This window comes from Embleya sp. NBC_00896, assembly GCF_045207785.1.
GTDB lineage: Bacteria > Actinomycetota > Actinomycetes > Streptomycetales > Streptomycetaceae > Embleya.
The window spans coordinates 4,832,949-4,846,336 of record NZ_CP108776.1 but is presented as its reverse complement, the minus strand read 5'-3'; the positions used below and the strand labels follow the sequence as shown (position 1 = coordinate 4,846,336).

11 protein-coding genes and 1 tRNA gene are annotated in these 13,388 nt (G+C 72.8%); 3 read left to right on the top strand and 9 right to left on the bottom strand.

Annotated elements, in window-relative coordinates; all coding sequences use genetic code 11:
- Window positions 1–119 precede the first annotated feature (119 nt).
- Together OG928_RS22060 and OG928_RS22055 are read left to right on the top strand one after the other, a co-directional pair.
- Window positions 120–503 carry a BlaI/MecI/CopY family transcriptional regulator gene (locus tag OG928_RS22060; protein ID WP_406286432.1) on the top strand — a complete coding sequence of 128 codons (384 nt, stop codon included), beginning with the start codon at window positions 120–122 and terminating at the stop codon, window positions 501–503.
- Window positions 504–1,039: 536 nt separating this feature from the next.
- On the top strand, window positions 1,040–1,909 hold the full coding sequence (locus OG928_RS22055; RefSeq protein WP_406286430.1) for a TauD/TfdA dioxygenase family protein: 870 nt from the start codon (window positions 1,040–1,042) through the stop codon (window positions 1,907–1,909).
- Window positions 1,910–2,115: 206 nt separating this feature from the next.
- Here the strand turns inward: OG928_RS22055 and OG928_RS22050 are convergent, their stop codons facing one another.
- The 7 genes from OG928_RS22050 to OG928_RS22020 are packed head-to-tail and all read right to left on the bottom strand — an operon-like array spanning window position 2,116 to window position 11,176.
- Window positions 2,116–2,523 carry a hypothetical protein gene (locus tag OG928_RS22050; RefSeq protein WP_406286427.1) on the bottom strand — a complete coding sequence of 136 codons (408 nt, stop codon included), beginning with the start codon at window positions 2,521–2,523 and terminating at the stop codon, window positions 2,116–2,118.
- Between the two features lies 1 nt (window position 2,524).
- Window positions 2,525–5,095 carry an Hsp70 family protein gene (locus tag OG928_RS22045; protein ID WP_406286424.1) on the bottom strand — a complete coding sequence of 857 codons (2,571 nt, stop codon included), beginning with the start codon at window positions 5,093–5,095 and terminating at the stop codon, window positions 2,525–2,527.
- Window positions 5,092–6,054 (bottom strand): hypothetical protein, encoded by a 963-nt coding sequence (locus OG928_RS22040; RefSeq protein ID WP_406286422.1) that lies wholly within the window; start codon window positions 6,052–6,054, stop codon window positions 5,092–5,094. Before OG928_RS22040 ends, OG928_RS22045 begins: the two co-directional genes overlap by 4 nt.
- Window positions 6,054–6,539, bottom strand: a complete 486-nt coding sequence (locus OG928_RS22035; protein WP_406286420.1) for a hypothetical protein — start codon at window positions 6,537–6,539, stop codon at window positions 6,054–6,056. The genes OG928_RS22040 and OG928_RS22035 overlap by 1 nt, the downstream gene beginning before the upstream one ends.
- A gap of 4 nt (window positions 6,540–6,543) precedes the next feature.
- The gene (locus tag OG928_RS22030; RefSeq protein WP_406286417.1) at window positions 6,544–7,818 is read right to left on the bottom strand and encodes a hypothetical protein; all 1,275 of its coding nucleotides are present in this window, start codon (window positions 7,816–7,818) and stop codon (window positions 6,544–6,546) included.
- Window positions 7,811–9,865 carry an AAA family ATPase gene (locus OG928_RS22025; protein WP_406286414.1) on the bottom strand — a complete coding sequence of 685 codons (2,055 nt, stop codon included), beginning with the start codon at window positions 9,863–9,865 and terminating at the stop codon, window positions 7,811–7,813. The genes OG928_RS22030 and OG928_RS22025 overlap by 8 nt, the downstream gene beginning before the upstream one ends.
- Before the next feature lie 27 nt (window positions 9,866–9,892).
- Window positions 9,893–11,176 carry a hypothetical protein gene (locus tag OG928_RS22020; protein ID WP_406286412.1) on the bottom strand — a complete coding sequence of 428 codons (1,284 nt, stop codon included), beginning with the start codon at window positions 11,174–11,176 and terminating at the stop codon, window positions 9,893–9,895.
- 209 nt (window positions 11,177–11,385) lie between these two features.
- Here OG928_RS22020 and OG928_RS22015 point away from each other — a divergent pair.
- Window positions 11,386–11,459: transfer RNA gene (locus OG928_RS22015), tRNA-Lys, on the top strand.
- Between the two features lie 82 nt (window positions 11,460–11,541).
- Here the strand turns inward: OG928_RS22015 and OG928_RS22010 are convergent.
- Both OG928_RS22010 and OG928_RS22005 read right to left on the bottom strand, forming a co-directional pair.
- Window positions 11,542–12,390, bottom strand: coding sequence for a helix-turn-helix transcriptional regulator (locus tag OG928_RS22010; RefSeq protein WP_406286411.1), 849 nt, complete (start codon window positions 12,388–12,390; stop codon window positions 11,542–11,544).
- A 59-nt stretch (window positions 12,391–12,449) separates the two neighbouring features.
- Entirely contained in the window at window positions 12,450–13,232 is a 783-nt protein-coding gene (locus tag OG928_RS22005) for an SDR family NAD(P)-dependent oxidoreductase (protein ID WP_406286409.1), read from the bottom strand.
- Window positions 13,233–13,388 lie beyond the last annotated feature (156 nt).

Genomic DNA, 13,388 nt, shown 5'->3' with positions numbered 1-13,388 from the left:
CGGGACGCAACGAGCGCGCGGTCGGCGGCGCGATCCGGTGGAGGGCGCGTGCCGCCGAACCCGCGAGTCGACCGTTTAGGCTGCCCGGGCGTTATGCCCAACCCCCACCGGAGGCCGAAGTGACCGAGAGCAGAGCAGGCGGACCTCCCGCGCGGCGCGGCCCGGGGGAGCTGGAGTCCGAGATCCTGTCACTGCTGTGGACATCGCCGACGGCGCTGGGCGCGGGCGCGGTGCAGAGCCGACTGTCGGGCGATCTGGCCTATACGACGGTGGTGACGATCCTGTCCCGCCTGCACGACAAGGGCGTGCTGGAGCGCACCCGCTCGGGCCGGTCCTACGTGTACGCCCCGGTGTACGACGAGGCGGGACTCGCGGCGCGGCGGATGCGGCAGGTGCTGGACAAGGAGGGCGACCGCCAGGCGGTACTCGCGCGCTTCGTGTCGGATCTGTCCACCGACGACGAGGCCCTGCTGCGCAGGCTGCTGGACGAGCGCGGGTCGTAGTCTCGTGCGTTGGATCGTCTACCTGCCCCTACTCCTGCCGATAACCGCCGTACCGGTGGCGCGACTCGCCGCTCGGCGCGACCGTGTCCACATGGGCCACCTGGGACGCCGCGAACGACCTGCACGGAATCCTGCCGGCGGCCGACCACGTGCTGTGAGCGTCGTGGCGCCCCGGTGGTGGGCCCTGCCGCCGACCCATGACGCACGGTTGCGCCGTCCGCATGTCGGTAAACGGTTGACCTGTACGCACGTCTGTGACCAGAATCCATCCCGTGGGGATCACGGGGACTACGCGGACAGCCGGCAGCGCCGGCCATGTCGTCGCGTGCGTGATTCGTCGACACCGGATCACCCACCTTCCCGTTCCGCCCGGCACGCGCTGTCGTTAGGGCGTACGCCGGCCCAGGTTCGTCCCGTCTTTTCACTGACGTTCCGTCATATTGCTTGACCGCCAAGGCTCTTGGCGGTCCACGGCCGCGTGCGCCCGCTTCGGATGACGTCATTTCCATCTGAAGGCCGAAGGGGACCACACACTCATGACCGCCACCACCATCGCCGTATCGCCCGTCGCTGCCCGAATCGGGGCCGTGGTAGAGGGAGTTCGCCTCGGCGGCGACCTCGACCCGATCACCGTGGACACCATCCGCGGCGCGCTGCACCGGCACAAGGTGATCTTCTTCCGCGGCCAGGACCACCTGGACGACGCGGGCCAACTCGCGTTCGGCCGGCTGCTCGGCGAACCGATCGGACACCCGACCGCGTCCGCCGACGGCGACCTGATCGTGCCGATCGACAGCGACCACGGCGTGGTCGCCGACCGCTGGCACACCGACGTCACGTTCGTGCCGGCCTACCCGCTCGCGTCGATCCTGCGCGCGGTCGAACTGCCGGACGTCGGCGGCGACACGCTGTGGGCCAACACGGCCACCGCGTACGAGGGTCTGCCGACCGAACTGAAGGCGTTCGCCAACTCGCTGCGCGCGGTGCACAGCAACCAGTACGACTACGCGGCCGTCGACCCCGACAAGGTGTCCGAGGCACAGAAGGGCTACCGGGAGCTCTTCGAGTCCACGATGTACGAGACCGAGCACCCACTGGTCCGCGTCCACCCGGTCACCGGCGAACGCACGCTGCTCGCAGGCGCGTTCGTCCGCCGCTTCGCGGGTTACAGCGCGGAGGACTCGCTCGCGCTGTTCACGCTGTTCCAGAACCACATCACCCGGTACGAGAACACGGTCCGCTGGCAGTGGCGCACAGGCGACGTGGCAATCTGGGACAACCGCGCAACCCAGCACCGCGTAATCGCCGACTACGTGGGCCAACGCCGCCTGCTGCACCGCGTAACCATCAACGGCGACACCCCGCTCGGCGTCGACAACACCCCGAGCCGAGCCCTGAAGCCATAACCCACAAACACCGGCCGATCTGCCCTCAAACGCCGGACAGGCCGCCCTCAAGCGCCGGGCGGGCTATCCCCAGCCCGCCCGGCGCTTGAGGCCACCCAGCCCGGCCGGCGTTTGAGGCCAAATAGCCCGGCCGGCGCTTGAGGCCAAATAGCCTGGCCGGCGCTTGAGGCCAATCAGCCCGGCCGGCGCTTGAGGCCACCGTTCCGTCACCCCGCCCTCCGGGCCGCCAATCGACGACCCGCAACATCCAGCAGCCGCCGCAACTCCGCTTCACGCGGCAACTGCACCGGCAACCGCTCCCCATACGGCAACCGCGCCCGCGCCTTCCGCCAAAGCCGATCCGGCAACGTCTTCGGGTCCTGGTGATACCGCACCTTGCTGAGCAACTGCCGAGCCTCCGCATCGGCCGGATTGAGCGCGAGCGTCACCGCGAGATGCTCGGCCGCCGAATTCCAACGGCCCTGCCGCGCCGCCCGCACCGCGTCGTTGAAGTGCCGGTCGGCCAACTCGACGAGGCCCGCGAGCGCGCCGAGGTCGCCGCCGCAGGCCGGGCATCGGTCGGTGAGGTCGGCGATGCGCCGGCGACACAGGGGGCAGGTGATCGCGAAGGCCATGTCACTTCTCCAGGGAGTTCTTCGGGAGCCGCAGCCCGATGTGCGGGGAGCCCTCCCTGATCTGTTCCATCCAGCGGTCGGCACGCGCGCGCAGCGGCATGATCCGACCCCGATAGATCTCCACGAGCCTTCGGTTCCCGGCCGCCTCGTCACGCACGTCCACCGCCGCGGCGTCCTCGGCGATCGTGTCGAGTTCGCGCAGGAAGTCCTCGGCCTCGCCCCGATGCCGCCCGGCCGACGCCTGGTCCATCTCCTGGATCGAGCGGCGGATGTACTCGACCTCCTGGAGCACCGCGACCTGGAACTCGGCGGCGGTGAACTGCTGCGGGGACCGGCCGCCGTGCAGCATCCGTTCGGCCGCGTTGATCCGGTCCCGTACCGCCTCGTTCGCGAGGTGCCAGTCCATCTTGTTGCCGGCCGCGTGCGCCGCCCGGCCGGTCGCCCGCAGGCCCGGGATCGCGCCGCGGAAGCGCTCCGCCTCGGCCGGATCCTGCTCGGCCAGCCGGTCGGCGAGTCGGGCCAGGAACGCGAGGTTGTCCTCGAACTCACCGATCGGCGGGTTGAGCGCGCTGCCCGCGGTGGTCGCCACCCGCAGGCCCTGGACCAGGGTTTCCGCCTCCAGGATCTTGTGGTGCGTCTTGCCCGGGTCGATCCGGTCCCGCACCAGGTCGGCGATCTCGGCGAGCAGCCGGTCCAGGGTCGGGCCGAGCCGGATCGCGTCGGCCGGCGGGATCGCGTCGCGCTTCTCGGCCCACCCGTTCTGCACCTGCCGGTGCCGCTCGGTCAGTTCCGGCCAGCCCGGGATCTCGCGGCGCGGGATGTCGATCACCGCGCTGCCCTCCGCGCCCACCCGGGGCAGCCGCGCCTCGGCCCGGATCGTCCAACCCGCCTCGAATTCGAGAGTCACCTCGACGGTCGAGCCCACCGGCACGTCGGCGGGCAGGTCCCGGATCGAGACCTCGCCGATCGGGACCAGGCCCTCGACCAGACCGACCCGCAGGCTGGATCCGTACGACGCGGTCTCCAGGCGGAAGTCGGTGCGGTACGGCACCATCGTCCCGGCCCGCACCACGACGTGCAGGCCGTCCACCAGCTCGATCGAGAAGTCGTGCGCGAGCACGTCGCCGGTCGCGTCCGAACGCGGCTTGCCGTCCGGCTCGACGAGCAGTTGCCGCGCCTCGATCTCGTCCCCGTCCACGAACACCTGCACGGTGAAGCCGTTTTCCCGGCCCTCGCGCAACGGCACGTCGGCGAACAGGAATCGGCCTTCCCCGTCGGCCGTCTCCGCGAGCCACACCAGACCGTCGTCCGAGGTCAGCACCACCTGCGCGCCGGCCGGCGAGGGGAGCTTCGGGCCGGCCAGGACCCGGCCGCCGATGTCGGTCTCGGGCGGCAGCGATTCCGGCCGGTCCAACTCCAGATGCCCGCTGCGGCTGGGGACGTTCGCCGCCTTGAGGGCCGCGCCGAGCGCGACGCACAGGTCGGGGTTGAGCAACCGCGGGCTGCGGCCGAAGTGCTCGGTGAGCATCGCGGCGACCAGCGGTATCCGGGACGAGCCGCCGACCATGACGATCTCGTCGAGGTCCGCCGCGGTCATCCCGGCCCGGGCCAACGCGCGGTCGCAGTCGTCGAGGGTGCCGCGGATGCGATCCGCGATCATGTCCTCGAACTCCTCGCGCCGCATGGGCAGTCCGATGTTCATCGTGGTGCCGCGGCGGTCCTCGCAGTACTGGCTGACGATCTCCGTCTCCGGGTAGCGGGACAGATCGTGCTTGGCGCCCTCCGCGACCGACAGGAGTTGGGCCTCGACCTTCCCGTCGGAGGGGTCCTCGGAGTCGATCGCGAGGTCGTACTCGGGCAGTTGGGTCGCGATCCAGGACACGATCCGGCGGTCGAAGTCGAAGCCGCCGAGGTAGCGGTCGCCGCTGAACGAGCGGTTCTCGAAGCCCACTTCGGGATCCCAGGTGACCACGGAGGTGTCGAACGTGCCGCCGCCGAGGTCGTAGACCAGGAAGGTCTGCGGCTCGCTCGACTCCCGGGCCCGCTCGTGCGTGTAAGCCAGCGCGGCGGCCACCGGCTCGATCAGCGTCTCGACCACCTCCAGGCCCGCCGCCTGCCCCGCGCGCGTGGTCTCGTTCTTGGCGCGCGTCTCGAAGAAGGCCGGGACGGTGACGATCGCCCGCTCCACCGGTACGCCGAGGGTCTCCTCGGCCACCTGCTTGAGGTGCCGCAGGATGTGCGTGGAGGCCTCCAGCGGGGTGATCCGCGCGTGACCGGCCGTGACGACCTGGTCGGTACCCATGTTCCGCTTGAAGAACATCGCGGGCGGCGCGCCGGGCAGGCGGGCCTTGTTCTTGGCCAACAGACCCACGATCGCCTTGCCGCTCGGATCGATCCACACCGCGGACGGAGTGGTCGGCGAGCGATCCGGGTTCGCCACGATCAACGAGTCGCCCACCGGGCGCAGCCGGCGGGCCGCGATCAGCGCCTCCTTGTCGGGGATCTCGGCGTCGGCCGGGATGGCGATGCACGAGTTGGTCGTGCCCAGGTCGATGCCGACGACGATGCTCATTCGGCGGTACCGCCTTCGTGGTTCGCAGTGTTCGGGCTGTGGGGGTCGTTCGGGGACTTCGGGCCGCTCGATGGCTTCGGCGATTTCGGCGACTTCGGGGACTTCGCGTCGTTTCGGGGCTCGGTGTCGTTTCGGGGCTCCGGGTCGGCCGTCCGCCCGTTCCCGGCCGCCGGTTTCGGCTCGCCGTTCCGCGTGCTCTTCGCGACCGGCTTGGTCTCGCGAGCCGCCTTGCGCGGCTTGCCCCGCCGGGCCCGGGGTCGGCTCGGCTTCGGCTTCTCCGGCTCGGCGTCCGCCGCCACCTCCGTCGCCTCCGCTGCCGCCTCCCCCGGTCCCGGCTCCGCGCTCACCACCGGGTCCGCGCTCACCACCGGTTCCTCGACCGCCCGCGCGCTCGCCGCCCCTTCGCGCTGCGCCGGCGTCGGCACGAAGCCCAATACGACCTGCGCGCGCCGGATCACCTCGCCGTCGTCGAGCAGGACGCCGGGACGCAGCGTCTTGGCCACGATCATCGTCCCCTCGTCGCCGCTGTCCGGCGCGTGCGCGACGTCCACGCGCCGGCCGACCGCCGCGTACGCCTCGCCTACGGGATCGTCGAACCGTACGCCCGCGCGGTCGAGCGCGGTCGCGAAGCGGCGCGCGATCGACGCGAGCACCGCCGGCGCCGCCTCCCCCTCCAGGCACCCGCGCAGTTCGTGCAGCGCGACGGCGGCGTCGGCCGCGAGGCCGGTGTACCGCTCGTGCGTCGACTCCAAGCGCTTGCGCATCTCCTCGCGGCCCGCCTCGCGTTCGCGCGCGGTACGGCGCACGACGTCGTACACGAGCGCGAACGGCGGGTCGATCGGACGGTCGGGAACCGTGCGTTCGCCCTCGGTGATCGCCATCGGATCGGTCGCCCCGCCGACTGCCTCGCCGGCCGCGCGGTCGGTCGCGCCGGGACCCCGCTCTCTCGTCCCTGCCATCACTGCGCCCCTTCCTCGGTCCACAACGGTGCGAACTCGCGCGGCGCGGGCGGCGGTACCAGGACCGCGAGCACGCGCCGGTCGATCCCGATCCTCGGCGGCGCGGGCAACTCGGGGAGATCCGTCTCGGCGAACTCCTCGGCGAGGTCGGCCGGATCCGCCCCGGTCCGCTCGGGTCGGTGGGTCAGCAGCTCGGCGATCAGCCGACCGGCCGGATCGGCCAGCGTCTCCTCGGCGGCGTTGACCTCCGCCGCGCCCAGGACCCGGCCGTGCACCGGGAATCGCTCCGGGCTGCGGGTGATCCGCTGTCTGCGCTTGCGCACCTGCGCCTTGATCGCGGCCCGTCCCGCGAGGTCCGGGTCCAGGTCCAGGATCTGGAAGGCCGTGCCCCGATAGGGATTTCGCCCCGCCTGCCAGGCCCAAGGATTCTCGCGGGAGTTCTCGCGGGAGTTCTCCGGGGGATTCTCGTTCGCGTTGCCGCTCATCGGCTCAACTCCATTCGGGGCCGCGCGCCGTGGCCAGGGACAGGACGACACCGCGCAGCGCGTTGGCGATGTCGGGATGACTCGCGTCGGGATCGGCGGCGACCTCGTCCGCGAGCCGGCGCGCGGTCGCGAGGTCGTCGGGCAGGACGGTGTGCAGGTTGATCAGTACCCGGGCCATGAACAGCCGTCCCCACGGCCCCGGGGCGGACATCGCGAGCGCGCGGCGCAGGGCGTCGCGCACGTGGTCGTCGGGCAGGCCCTGTCGCTGCCGCGCGGTCGCCGCGAGCGCCCACTCCTCGGCCGCGAGCTGCTCGACGTCGCGGTACATGCTCTTGACCGCGAGGTCACGGTCGAGCTCCATCGCGCGCAACAGGTGCCGGCCCGAGCGCAGTGCGGCCCGCTCCAGGACGACGGAGTCGGTCGCCGGGCCGGACTCGCGTTCGCGCACCACGATCCCGCGCCAATACTCGTGCCGGGCCAGCTCGACCGCGAACGACCCCTCGGGGGTGCCGACTTCCTCCCACGCGGGCAGCACCAGGCGGGCCACCCGCTCGACCAGTGACTCGATCTTGCTCGCCCACCCGGGGGCGGCGACCACGATCTCGATGTGCTGCCGGGTCGCGTACAGCAACGCGCGCGCGAGGCCGATGTTGCCGGGGTCCACGGCCAGCCAGGACGCGAGCAGTTCGACGGCGTCGGCGACCCGGCCCTCCTCGACGTCCCGGGTGACCTCGCTCAGCACCTCGCGGACGAATTCGGCCCGGGCCCGGGTGATCGCCGACCGCGGGAACCCGGACTCGCGGACCAGGTCCAGGTGCCGACGGGCGTACAGCGGATCCCGCACCCGCCGGTCGCCGGCCAGGGTCAGGTGCGGTGCGAGCAGATCACGCGGCAGCCGCTCGCGGACCTCCTGCACGGTGGCCGCCGGGACCGGCGCGCCGGTGACCGCTTCGAGGTGCTCGTGCATCCGGTCCCAGAACGCGCTGTCGTGGTAGAGCTCGGCCCAGTGCGCCAACGCCCGTTTCCAGTACGGGAAGGCGGCATCCGGGTCGTCGGCGAGTTCGAGGTCGTACGCCCGCGCGTGCAGTGCGACCGCGAGGTGGTGGGTGCGCCAGGGGCCGCCGCCGCTCCCCCACAGCTCCTCGGCGCGCGCGCTCCACGGCTGCGCGTCGCCGCCGGTGCCCAGGCTCGCGTACGCGTCGCCGTCCAGCACGCCGTCTCCCGCGCTGTGTTCGCGAAGTCGGACGGCGATGGCGCGCAGGACGGTGCGATCAGTCATCGGCGCTCCCCACCACGAGCGCGCCGGCCTCGACCCGGACCAGCACCCCGGTCACCGGCCGGCCGCGCGCGTCGCCCTCGTCGAGCAGGCGCAGGATGTCCGGGACCACGGCGTTGACACAGCGGTTGACGCCGCGCGCGGCCTCGTCCGGGCGGCCGCGCCAGGCGATCGTGGCGATGTGGTCGGCGGCCTCGTCGGTCCACGAGAGGTCGACGTCGATCTGCGCGCGCAGCCGCTCCGCGAGTCGGCCCAGGCCGTTCTCGGCGATGCCGCGCAGCTCGGTGGGGCCGAACGGCGAGTAGAGGATCACCTCGTCGACGCGGTTGAGGAACTCGGGCCGGAAGAAGCCCTCCATGGTCCGGCGCAGCCGTGCGTTCGCGGCGGTGTTGGCGGCAGGGCCCTCGTCCAGGATCGACCCGATCAGGTTCTCCACGCTGTCCACGTCGTCGTCGACCGCGTCGGCCGCGGAGTGGGCCGCGCCGAGGTTGGTGGTCAGGATCACCACCGCGTCGTGCGCCTCGCGGACGGGACCGGCCGGGTCGCTGATCCGGCCCTCGTCGAGCAGCCGAAGCAGCGCGTCGAGCACACGCGCGTCCGCCTTCTCGACCTCGTCGAACAGGAAGACCCGGCGGGGGTTGTCGCGCAGCCCGTTGGTCAGCTTGCCCTCGCCGAAGCCCACGTAGCCGGGCGGCGCGCCGATGAAGTTGTTGATCGACTCGCGCGAGCTGAACTGGCCCATCTCGAAAACCAGTACGTCGTCCTCGGACCCGTACACGACGTGCGCGAGCAGGCGCGCGGTCATCGTCTTGCCCGAGCCGCTGGGTCCGCACAGCAGCAGCGCGGCGCGCGTGCGGTCGTCGGGGCGGAAGCCGCGGCTGAGCGAGCGCTTGATGAGTTCGATGTGGAAGGCGAGCCGCTCGACCACGCTCTCCTGACCGATCAGCCGGGCGCGCACCCAGCGCACCGCGTCCTCCGGGGTCGGGAGTTCGGCGGTCTTGGCCGGTTCGGGTTCGGCCGGCTCCTGGTAGTAGGCGTCGGCGAAGCGGCGCAACCGGTCGAGATCGAGGCCGATGTCGCGGAAGAACCCGGTGGCCAGGCCGCTGGGCGTGTCCAGGAGCGCGGCGAGCAGGTCGCGTTCGGTGATCGGGGCCGGCGACTCGGTGGCCGGTCCGGCCGCGGCGAACCCGGCCGCGCGGCGCAGTGTGAGTCGCAGCGACTCTTCGAGCCCGGGCGGTTCGGTCGCCGCCGTACCGCGGGCGCGGGGGCCGGTGCTGGTGCCGATGAGCGCGAGGGTCTGTTCGCGCAGCGCCCGAACGTCCCGCCGCAGGAACAGAAATGCCTGCTCCAGCAACCCGCCCGGGGTGGTGGCCATCGCGTGCAGCAGGAGCACGATGCCGCACCGGTCGTGGCCGAGGCCGGCCGCCTCGGTCGCCATGATCGCGAGTACCCGGCGGGCGCCCGGCCCGAACGCGGCCTCGTCGATCGCCCCGTCGTCCCCGAACACCTCTACCGCCCGGTGCGGCGCGGCCACCTCGGACCGCCACGCGTCCAGGTCGACCCGGCCGTAGCTCACGAGCAGTTCGACCGCGGCCGGCTCCAGTCGCGGCAACAGCTCGGCGACCAGGGCCCGTTCGTCGAGGTGGCCGCCGACCGCCGCGGCCTCGAACGCCGCGCGCAGGCTCGCCGCGACGGGCAGACCGGCCAGGACACCCGCCGCGGACCGGCCGTTGCCGGTCGGTTCGGCACCGCCCGCGTCGAACCCGTCGCCGAGTCCGGCCGCGAGCCCACCGGCGATCCCACCACCGGCGATCCCTCCGCCGCCGAGCAGACCGGCCGCGAGCACGTCCGGCGGGATGCCCTGGCGCGCGAACAGCGCCGCCGTGACACCGCCGTCGACCCGGGCGAGCGCGATCAACGCGTGCGCGACCTCGACCGTGCCCGCGCCGAGTTCACGCGTGACCGCCGCCGCGGTCCGGAACCGGCGCGTCGCCGAGAGCAGGTTGCCGTCGAACAGTCGCTCGGGCACCCCCAGGATGTCCGTCTCCACGTCGCCTCTCTCCACCCCGCCGCCCGATCACGCTTCGTCCCCGCCGAGCAGCCGCTCGGCCCGCTCCGCGCGGGCCCGGGCCTCGTCCGGCCGGCCCGCCCCGAGTGCTCGCACACCCGCGGCCAGTATTCGGTACGCGGCCGCCGTGGACACCGCCCGCGCGAGCCGTCCCGCGCGCAGATCCGGCGGCAGCTTCTCGACCAGCGTCGCGGCGAGTTCGGGGTCGGCGCGCGTGACCCGGTGCAGCACCAGGCCCGGGCCGAGCGGCGTGCGCCGGGCCCACGCGTCGCCGTGCAGTTCGACCAGGTCGCGCGCGGCGCCGGCGACCATCGCGTCATCGCCCTCCAACGCGCCGAGCAACAGCCGCGCGGGCCAGGTCCGGTCGTCCTGGGCGGGGTCGGCCAGTCCGCGCCGCAGCAGCCGTACCGCGCCCATGTCGTCGCCGCGATCCAACAGCTCCGCCGCGTCCGCGACCAGCGCCACCGCCGAGCCGGCCCGCGCACCGCCCGGCCGCCCGTCCCGCGCCGCGATCGCGGCCAGGTGCAGCTCGCGGTACTCCGCGTGGTCCGGGTCCAGCATCGCCGCCTCGTACAGGAACCGAACCGCGCGCACGGCGTCACCGGCCGCCAGCTCCCGATGCCCCTCGACCGCGAGCCGATGCGCCAGGCGCGGCGCGGCCGCGGCGCAGCCCTGCTCGAAGGCGAGCCGATAGCAGGTGCGCGCCTCGGCCTCGTCGCCGCGCGCCGCCGCCCGATCCCCGATCACGCAGACCCACTCGCCCCGCGTGCTCGGCGCGCCGGGCGGCGCGATCATCGGAAGCAGCCGCCACAGGTCGTGGTCGGGGTGCCGGGAGGGCTGCTCGAAGCGCTCTTCGAGGCGCTCCAGGACCCGCGCCGTGGCCGCGACCCGCCATCGCGGGGCGGGCGCCCGCGCGTCCAGGCCGCCGAGCACGTCGAGCAGCGCGCGCTCCAACGGTCGTGGCCCCGTCTCCAGCGCCTTGTCGAGCGCGTCCCAGGTATCGGCGAACCCGTTCGAGGGCTGCACCGCCCACCACCGCAGCACCGCGTCCACCCCGCGCGGATAGCGCCCGCGGGGATCTCGCGCGAGCACGTCCGCGAGCATGCGCGCGGCGGTCTCCGGCTGCTGGGTCGCGACGGCCTCGATCTGACTCTCGATCAGCCCGCGGTTGCGCTCCAGTTCGGCGTCGGAGGCATTGGCCAGGAAGTCACGCATGGCGACGAGTCGAGGCTCCACCCCGCCCTCCCGATGCGTGGCCATCCGGAATGCCCGTACCGCCCCGGCATCCGACATGGTGTGTCTCCCCCGCGAGCACGACCATCCCGACGGCACCGGTCGTGACGACGTACAAGCAGCACGGTACTCGGCCACGCGAACCCCCGGGGAGCACACCCGCCGAACCCGTCCTCGTAACGTGATCGTCACCGACCGTGCAAGCCGGCCCGCCGGGAAACCGAGGTGAGAGCGGCCCCGAACATCGGGTACTATTTCCCACGCAGCACGCGCCGCTAGCTCAGTTGGTTAGAGCAGCTGACTCTTAATCAGCGGGTCCGGGGTTCGAGTCCCTGGCGGCGCACAGCGGTAACAAGAAGAAGGGCCTCACCGGTATCCGGTGGGGCCCTTCTCGTCGTGCTCCCCGGGTGGCCGTCGGGCGCCCGTCAGCCGACGGGCACTGCGGTCCAGGACAGGAGGAGGCGGAGCGCGTCGTGGCCGGCCGAGTTCGGGGCGGCCACGTAGGTCACCAGGGCCTGGGTGGGGTCGTCGCCGGAGCGCAGGGTGTCGTAGACGAGGTCGAAGGTGCCGACGACGGGGTGGTTGAAGCGCTTGGTGCCCGAGGTCTTCTCGCGGACCGCGTGTTCGGCCCACCAGGTGCGGAACTCGGGCGATTTGACCGAGAGTTCGCCGACCAGCGCGGCCAGGCGCGGGTCGTCGGGCCGCAGGCCCGCCTCGCGGCGCAGGAACGCGACGTTCTCACGCGCGCACTCGGACCAGTTCCCGTACAGCTCGCGCGAGCGCTCGCGCAGGAACGTCATGTGCACCATGTTGCGTTCGGCGGGCGGGAGTTCGCCGAAGTCGCCGAACAGCGCCGTTGCGGCCGGGTTCCACGCGAGCACGTCGAGATTGCGCCCGACGATCAGCGCGGGCACCTCGGTCAGCGCCGCGAGCAGGTGGGCGAGGGTCGGTCGGACCGTCTGCGCGGGCGGCCGGACGGTCCGCCCGGCCGATCCGGCGGGCCTGGCGATGCGGTGCAGGTGGGCGGTCTCGTCGGGGTCCAGACGCAGTGCCTTGGCGAGGGCGTCGAGCACGGCCGCGGACGCCCCCTTGACCCGGCCCTGTTCCATCCGCGTGTAGTAGTCCACGCTCACCCCGGCGAGCCCCGCGAGCTCCTCGCGGCGCAGCCCCGCCACCCGCCGTCGGCCGCCGAAGGCGGTGAGCCCCACGTCCTCGGGACGCAGGTGCTCGCGCCGCGCCCGCAGAAACTCGCCCATTCCGATCACACCGGTCATGCGTCCATTGTCCGCGCGCGGCGACCGGCCAACCTGGCCCTGTCAGGGCCGGCTTGGGCTCAGCCCGGATGGATCGCGATCAGGCCGCCGTCGATCGCGAGATCCTGGCCGGTGACGTACGCCGCCCGATTCGACAGCAGGAACGCCACCACCTCGGCCACGTCCTCGCTCCGCCCGAGCCGGCCGAGCGGCACCTGGGCCCGGAAGACCTCCCGGTCGGCCGGCTCCGGCGTCGCGTCGCGGAACATGTCGGTGTCGATGAAGCCCGGGCTCACCGAGTTGACCCGGATGCCGCGCCCGGCCAGGTCCGCTCCGTAGGTCCGCGCGAGGTTGTGCACGGCGGCCTTGGTCGCCGAGTAGACGGTCGCGATCGCCATCCCGCGGTGCAGCGTCCACGACGCGTTGAGCACGATCGCCCCGCCGCCGGCCGCTTCGAGCAGCGGGACGGCCGCCTGGAGCGTGTGGAAGACCCCCTTGAAGTTGACGTCGATCATGTGGTCCACGTCGGTGGCCGCGAGCTCGGCGGCGGGCCCGAACACGCCGACCCCGGCGTTGGCGAAGACCCCGTCCAGGCGGCCGTACCGCTCCCGGATCCGGGCCGCGAGGGCCGCCGCGTCCGCGGCGTCGGCGGAATCCGCACGCACCGCGAACACCCGCTCGCCGACGTCGAGTTCGGCCACCGCCCGAGCCAGCCGAGCGTCATCGCGCCCGGTGATCACAACGTCGGCACCGTGGGCCAGAAGCAGCCGGGCGGCAGCAAGCCCGATGCCGGCCGTACCACCGGTGACCAGGACGACCCGGCCGGCGAATTCGTCGGAAATTGCGTACTGCGAAGGGTTCATGCCACCCAGGCTCCGCCCTGCGACCAGGCCGAACCAGACCCGCCACAACCATGGGTCGCGCAGGGCCGGCTTGAGGCGTCAGGTAGTCCTCCGGCAGGCCGGCATCCGTCCCGCCGTCGCGTCTCGTCCACGACGGACCCGTGAGGCTGCGGTCGC

Excerpts from the sequence above, each read along its gene's own strand:
- OG928_RS22055 (WP_406286430.1), top strand. The coding sequence starts at position 1,040 with ATGACCGCCACCACCATCGCCGTATCGCCCGTCGCTGCCCGAATCGGG.
- OG928_RS22050 (WP_406286427.1), bottom strand. The coding sequence starts at position 2,523 with ATGGCCTTCGCGATCACCTGCCCCCTGTGTCGCCGGCGCATCGCCGAC.
- OG928_RS22045 (WP_406286424.1), bottom strand. The coding sequence starts at position 5,095 with ATGAGCATCGTCGTCGGCATCGACCTGGGCACGACCAACTCGTGCATC.
- OG928_RS22040 (WP_406286422.1), bottom strand. The coding sequence starts at position 6,054 with ATGGCAGGGACGAGAGAGCGGGGTCCCGGCGCGACCGACCGCGCGGCC.
- OG928_RS22035 (WP_406286420.1), bottom strand. The coding sequence starts at position 6,539 with ATGAGCGGCAACGCGAACGAGAATCCCCCGGAGAACTCCCGCGAGAAC.
- OG928_RS22030 (WP_406286417.1), bottom strand. The coding sequence starts at position 7,818 with ATGACTGATCGCACCGTCCTGCGCGCCATCGCCGTCCGACTTCGCGAA.
- OG928_RS22020 (WP_406286412.1), bottom strand. The coding sequence starts at position 11,176 with ATGTCGGATGCCGGGGCGGTACGGGCATTCCGGATGGCCACGCATCGG.
- OG928_RS22010 (WP_406286411.1), bottom strand. The coding sequence starts at position 12,390 with ATGACCGGTGTGATCGGAATGGGCGAGTTTCTGCGGGCGCGGCGCGAG.
- OG928_RS22005 (WP_406286409.1), bottom strand. The coding sequence starts at position 13,232 with ATGAACCCTTCGCAGTACGCAATTTCCGACGAATTCGCCGGCCGGGTC.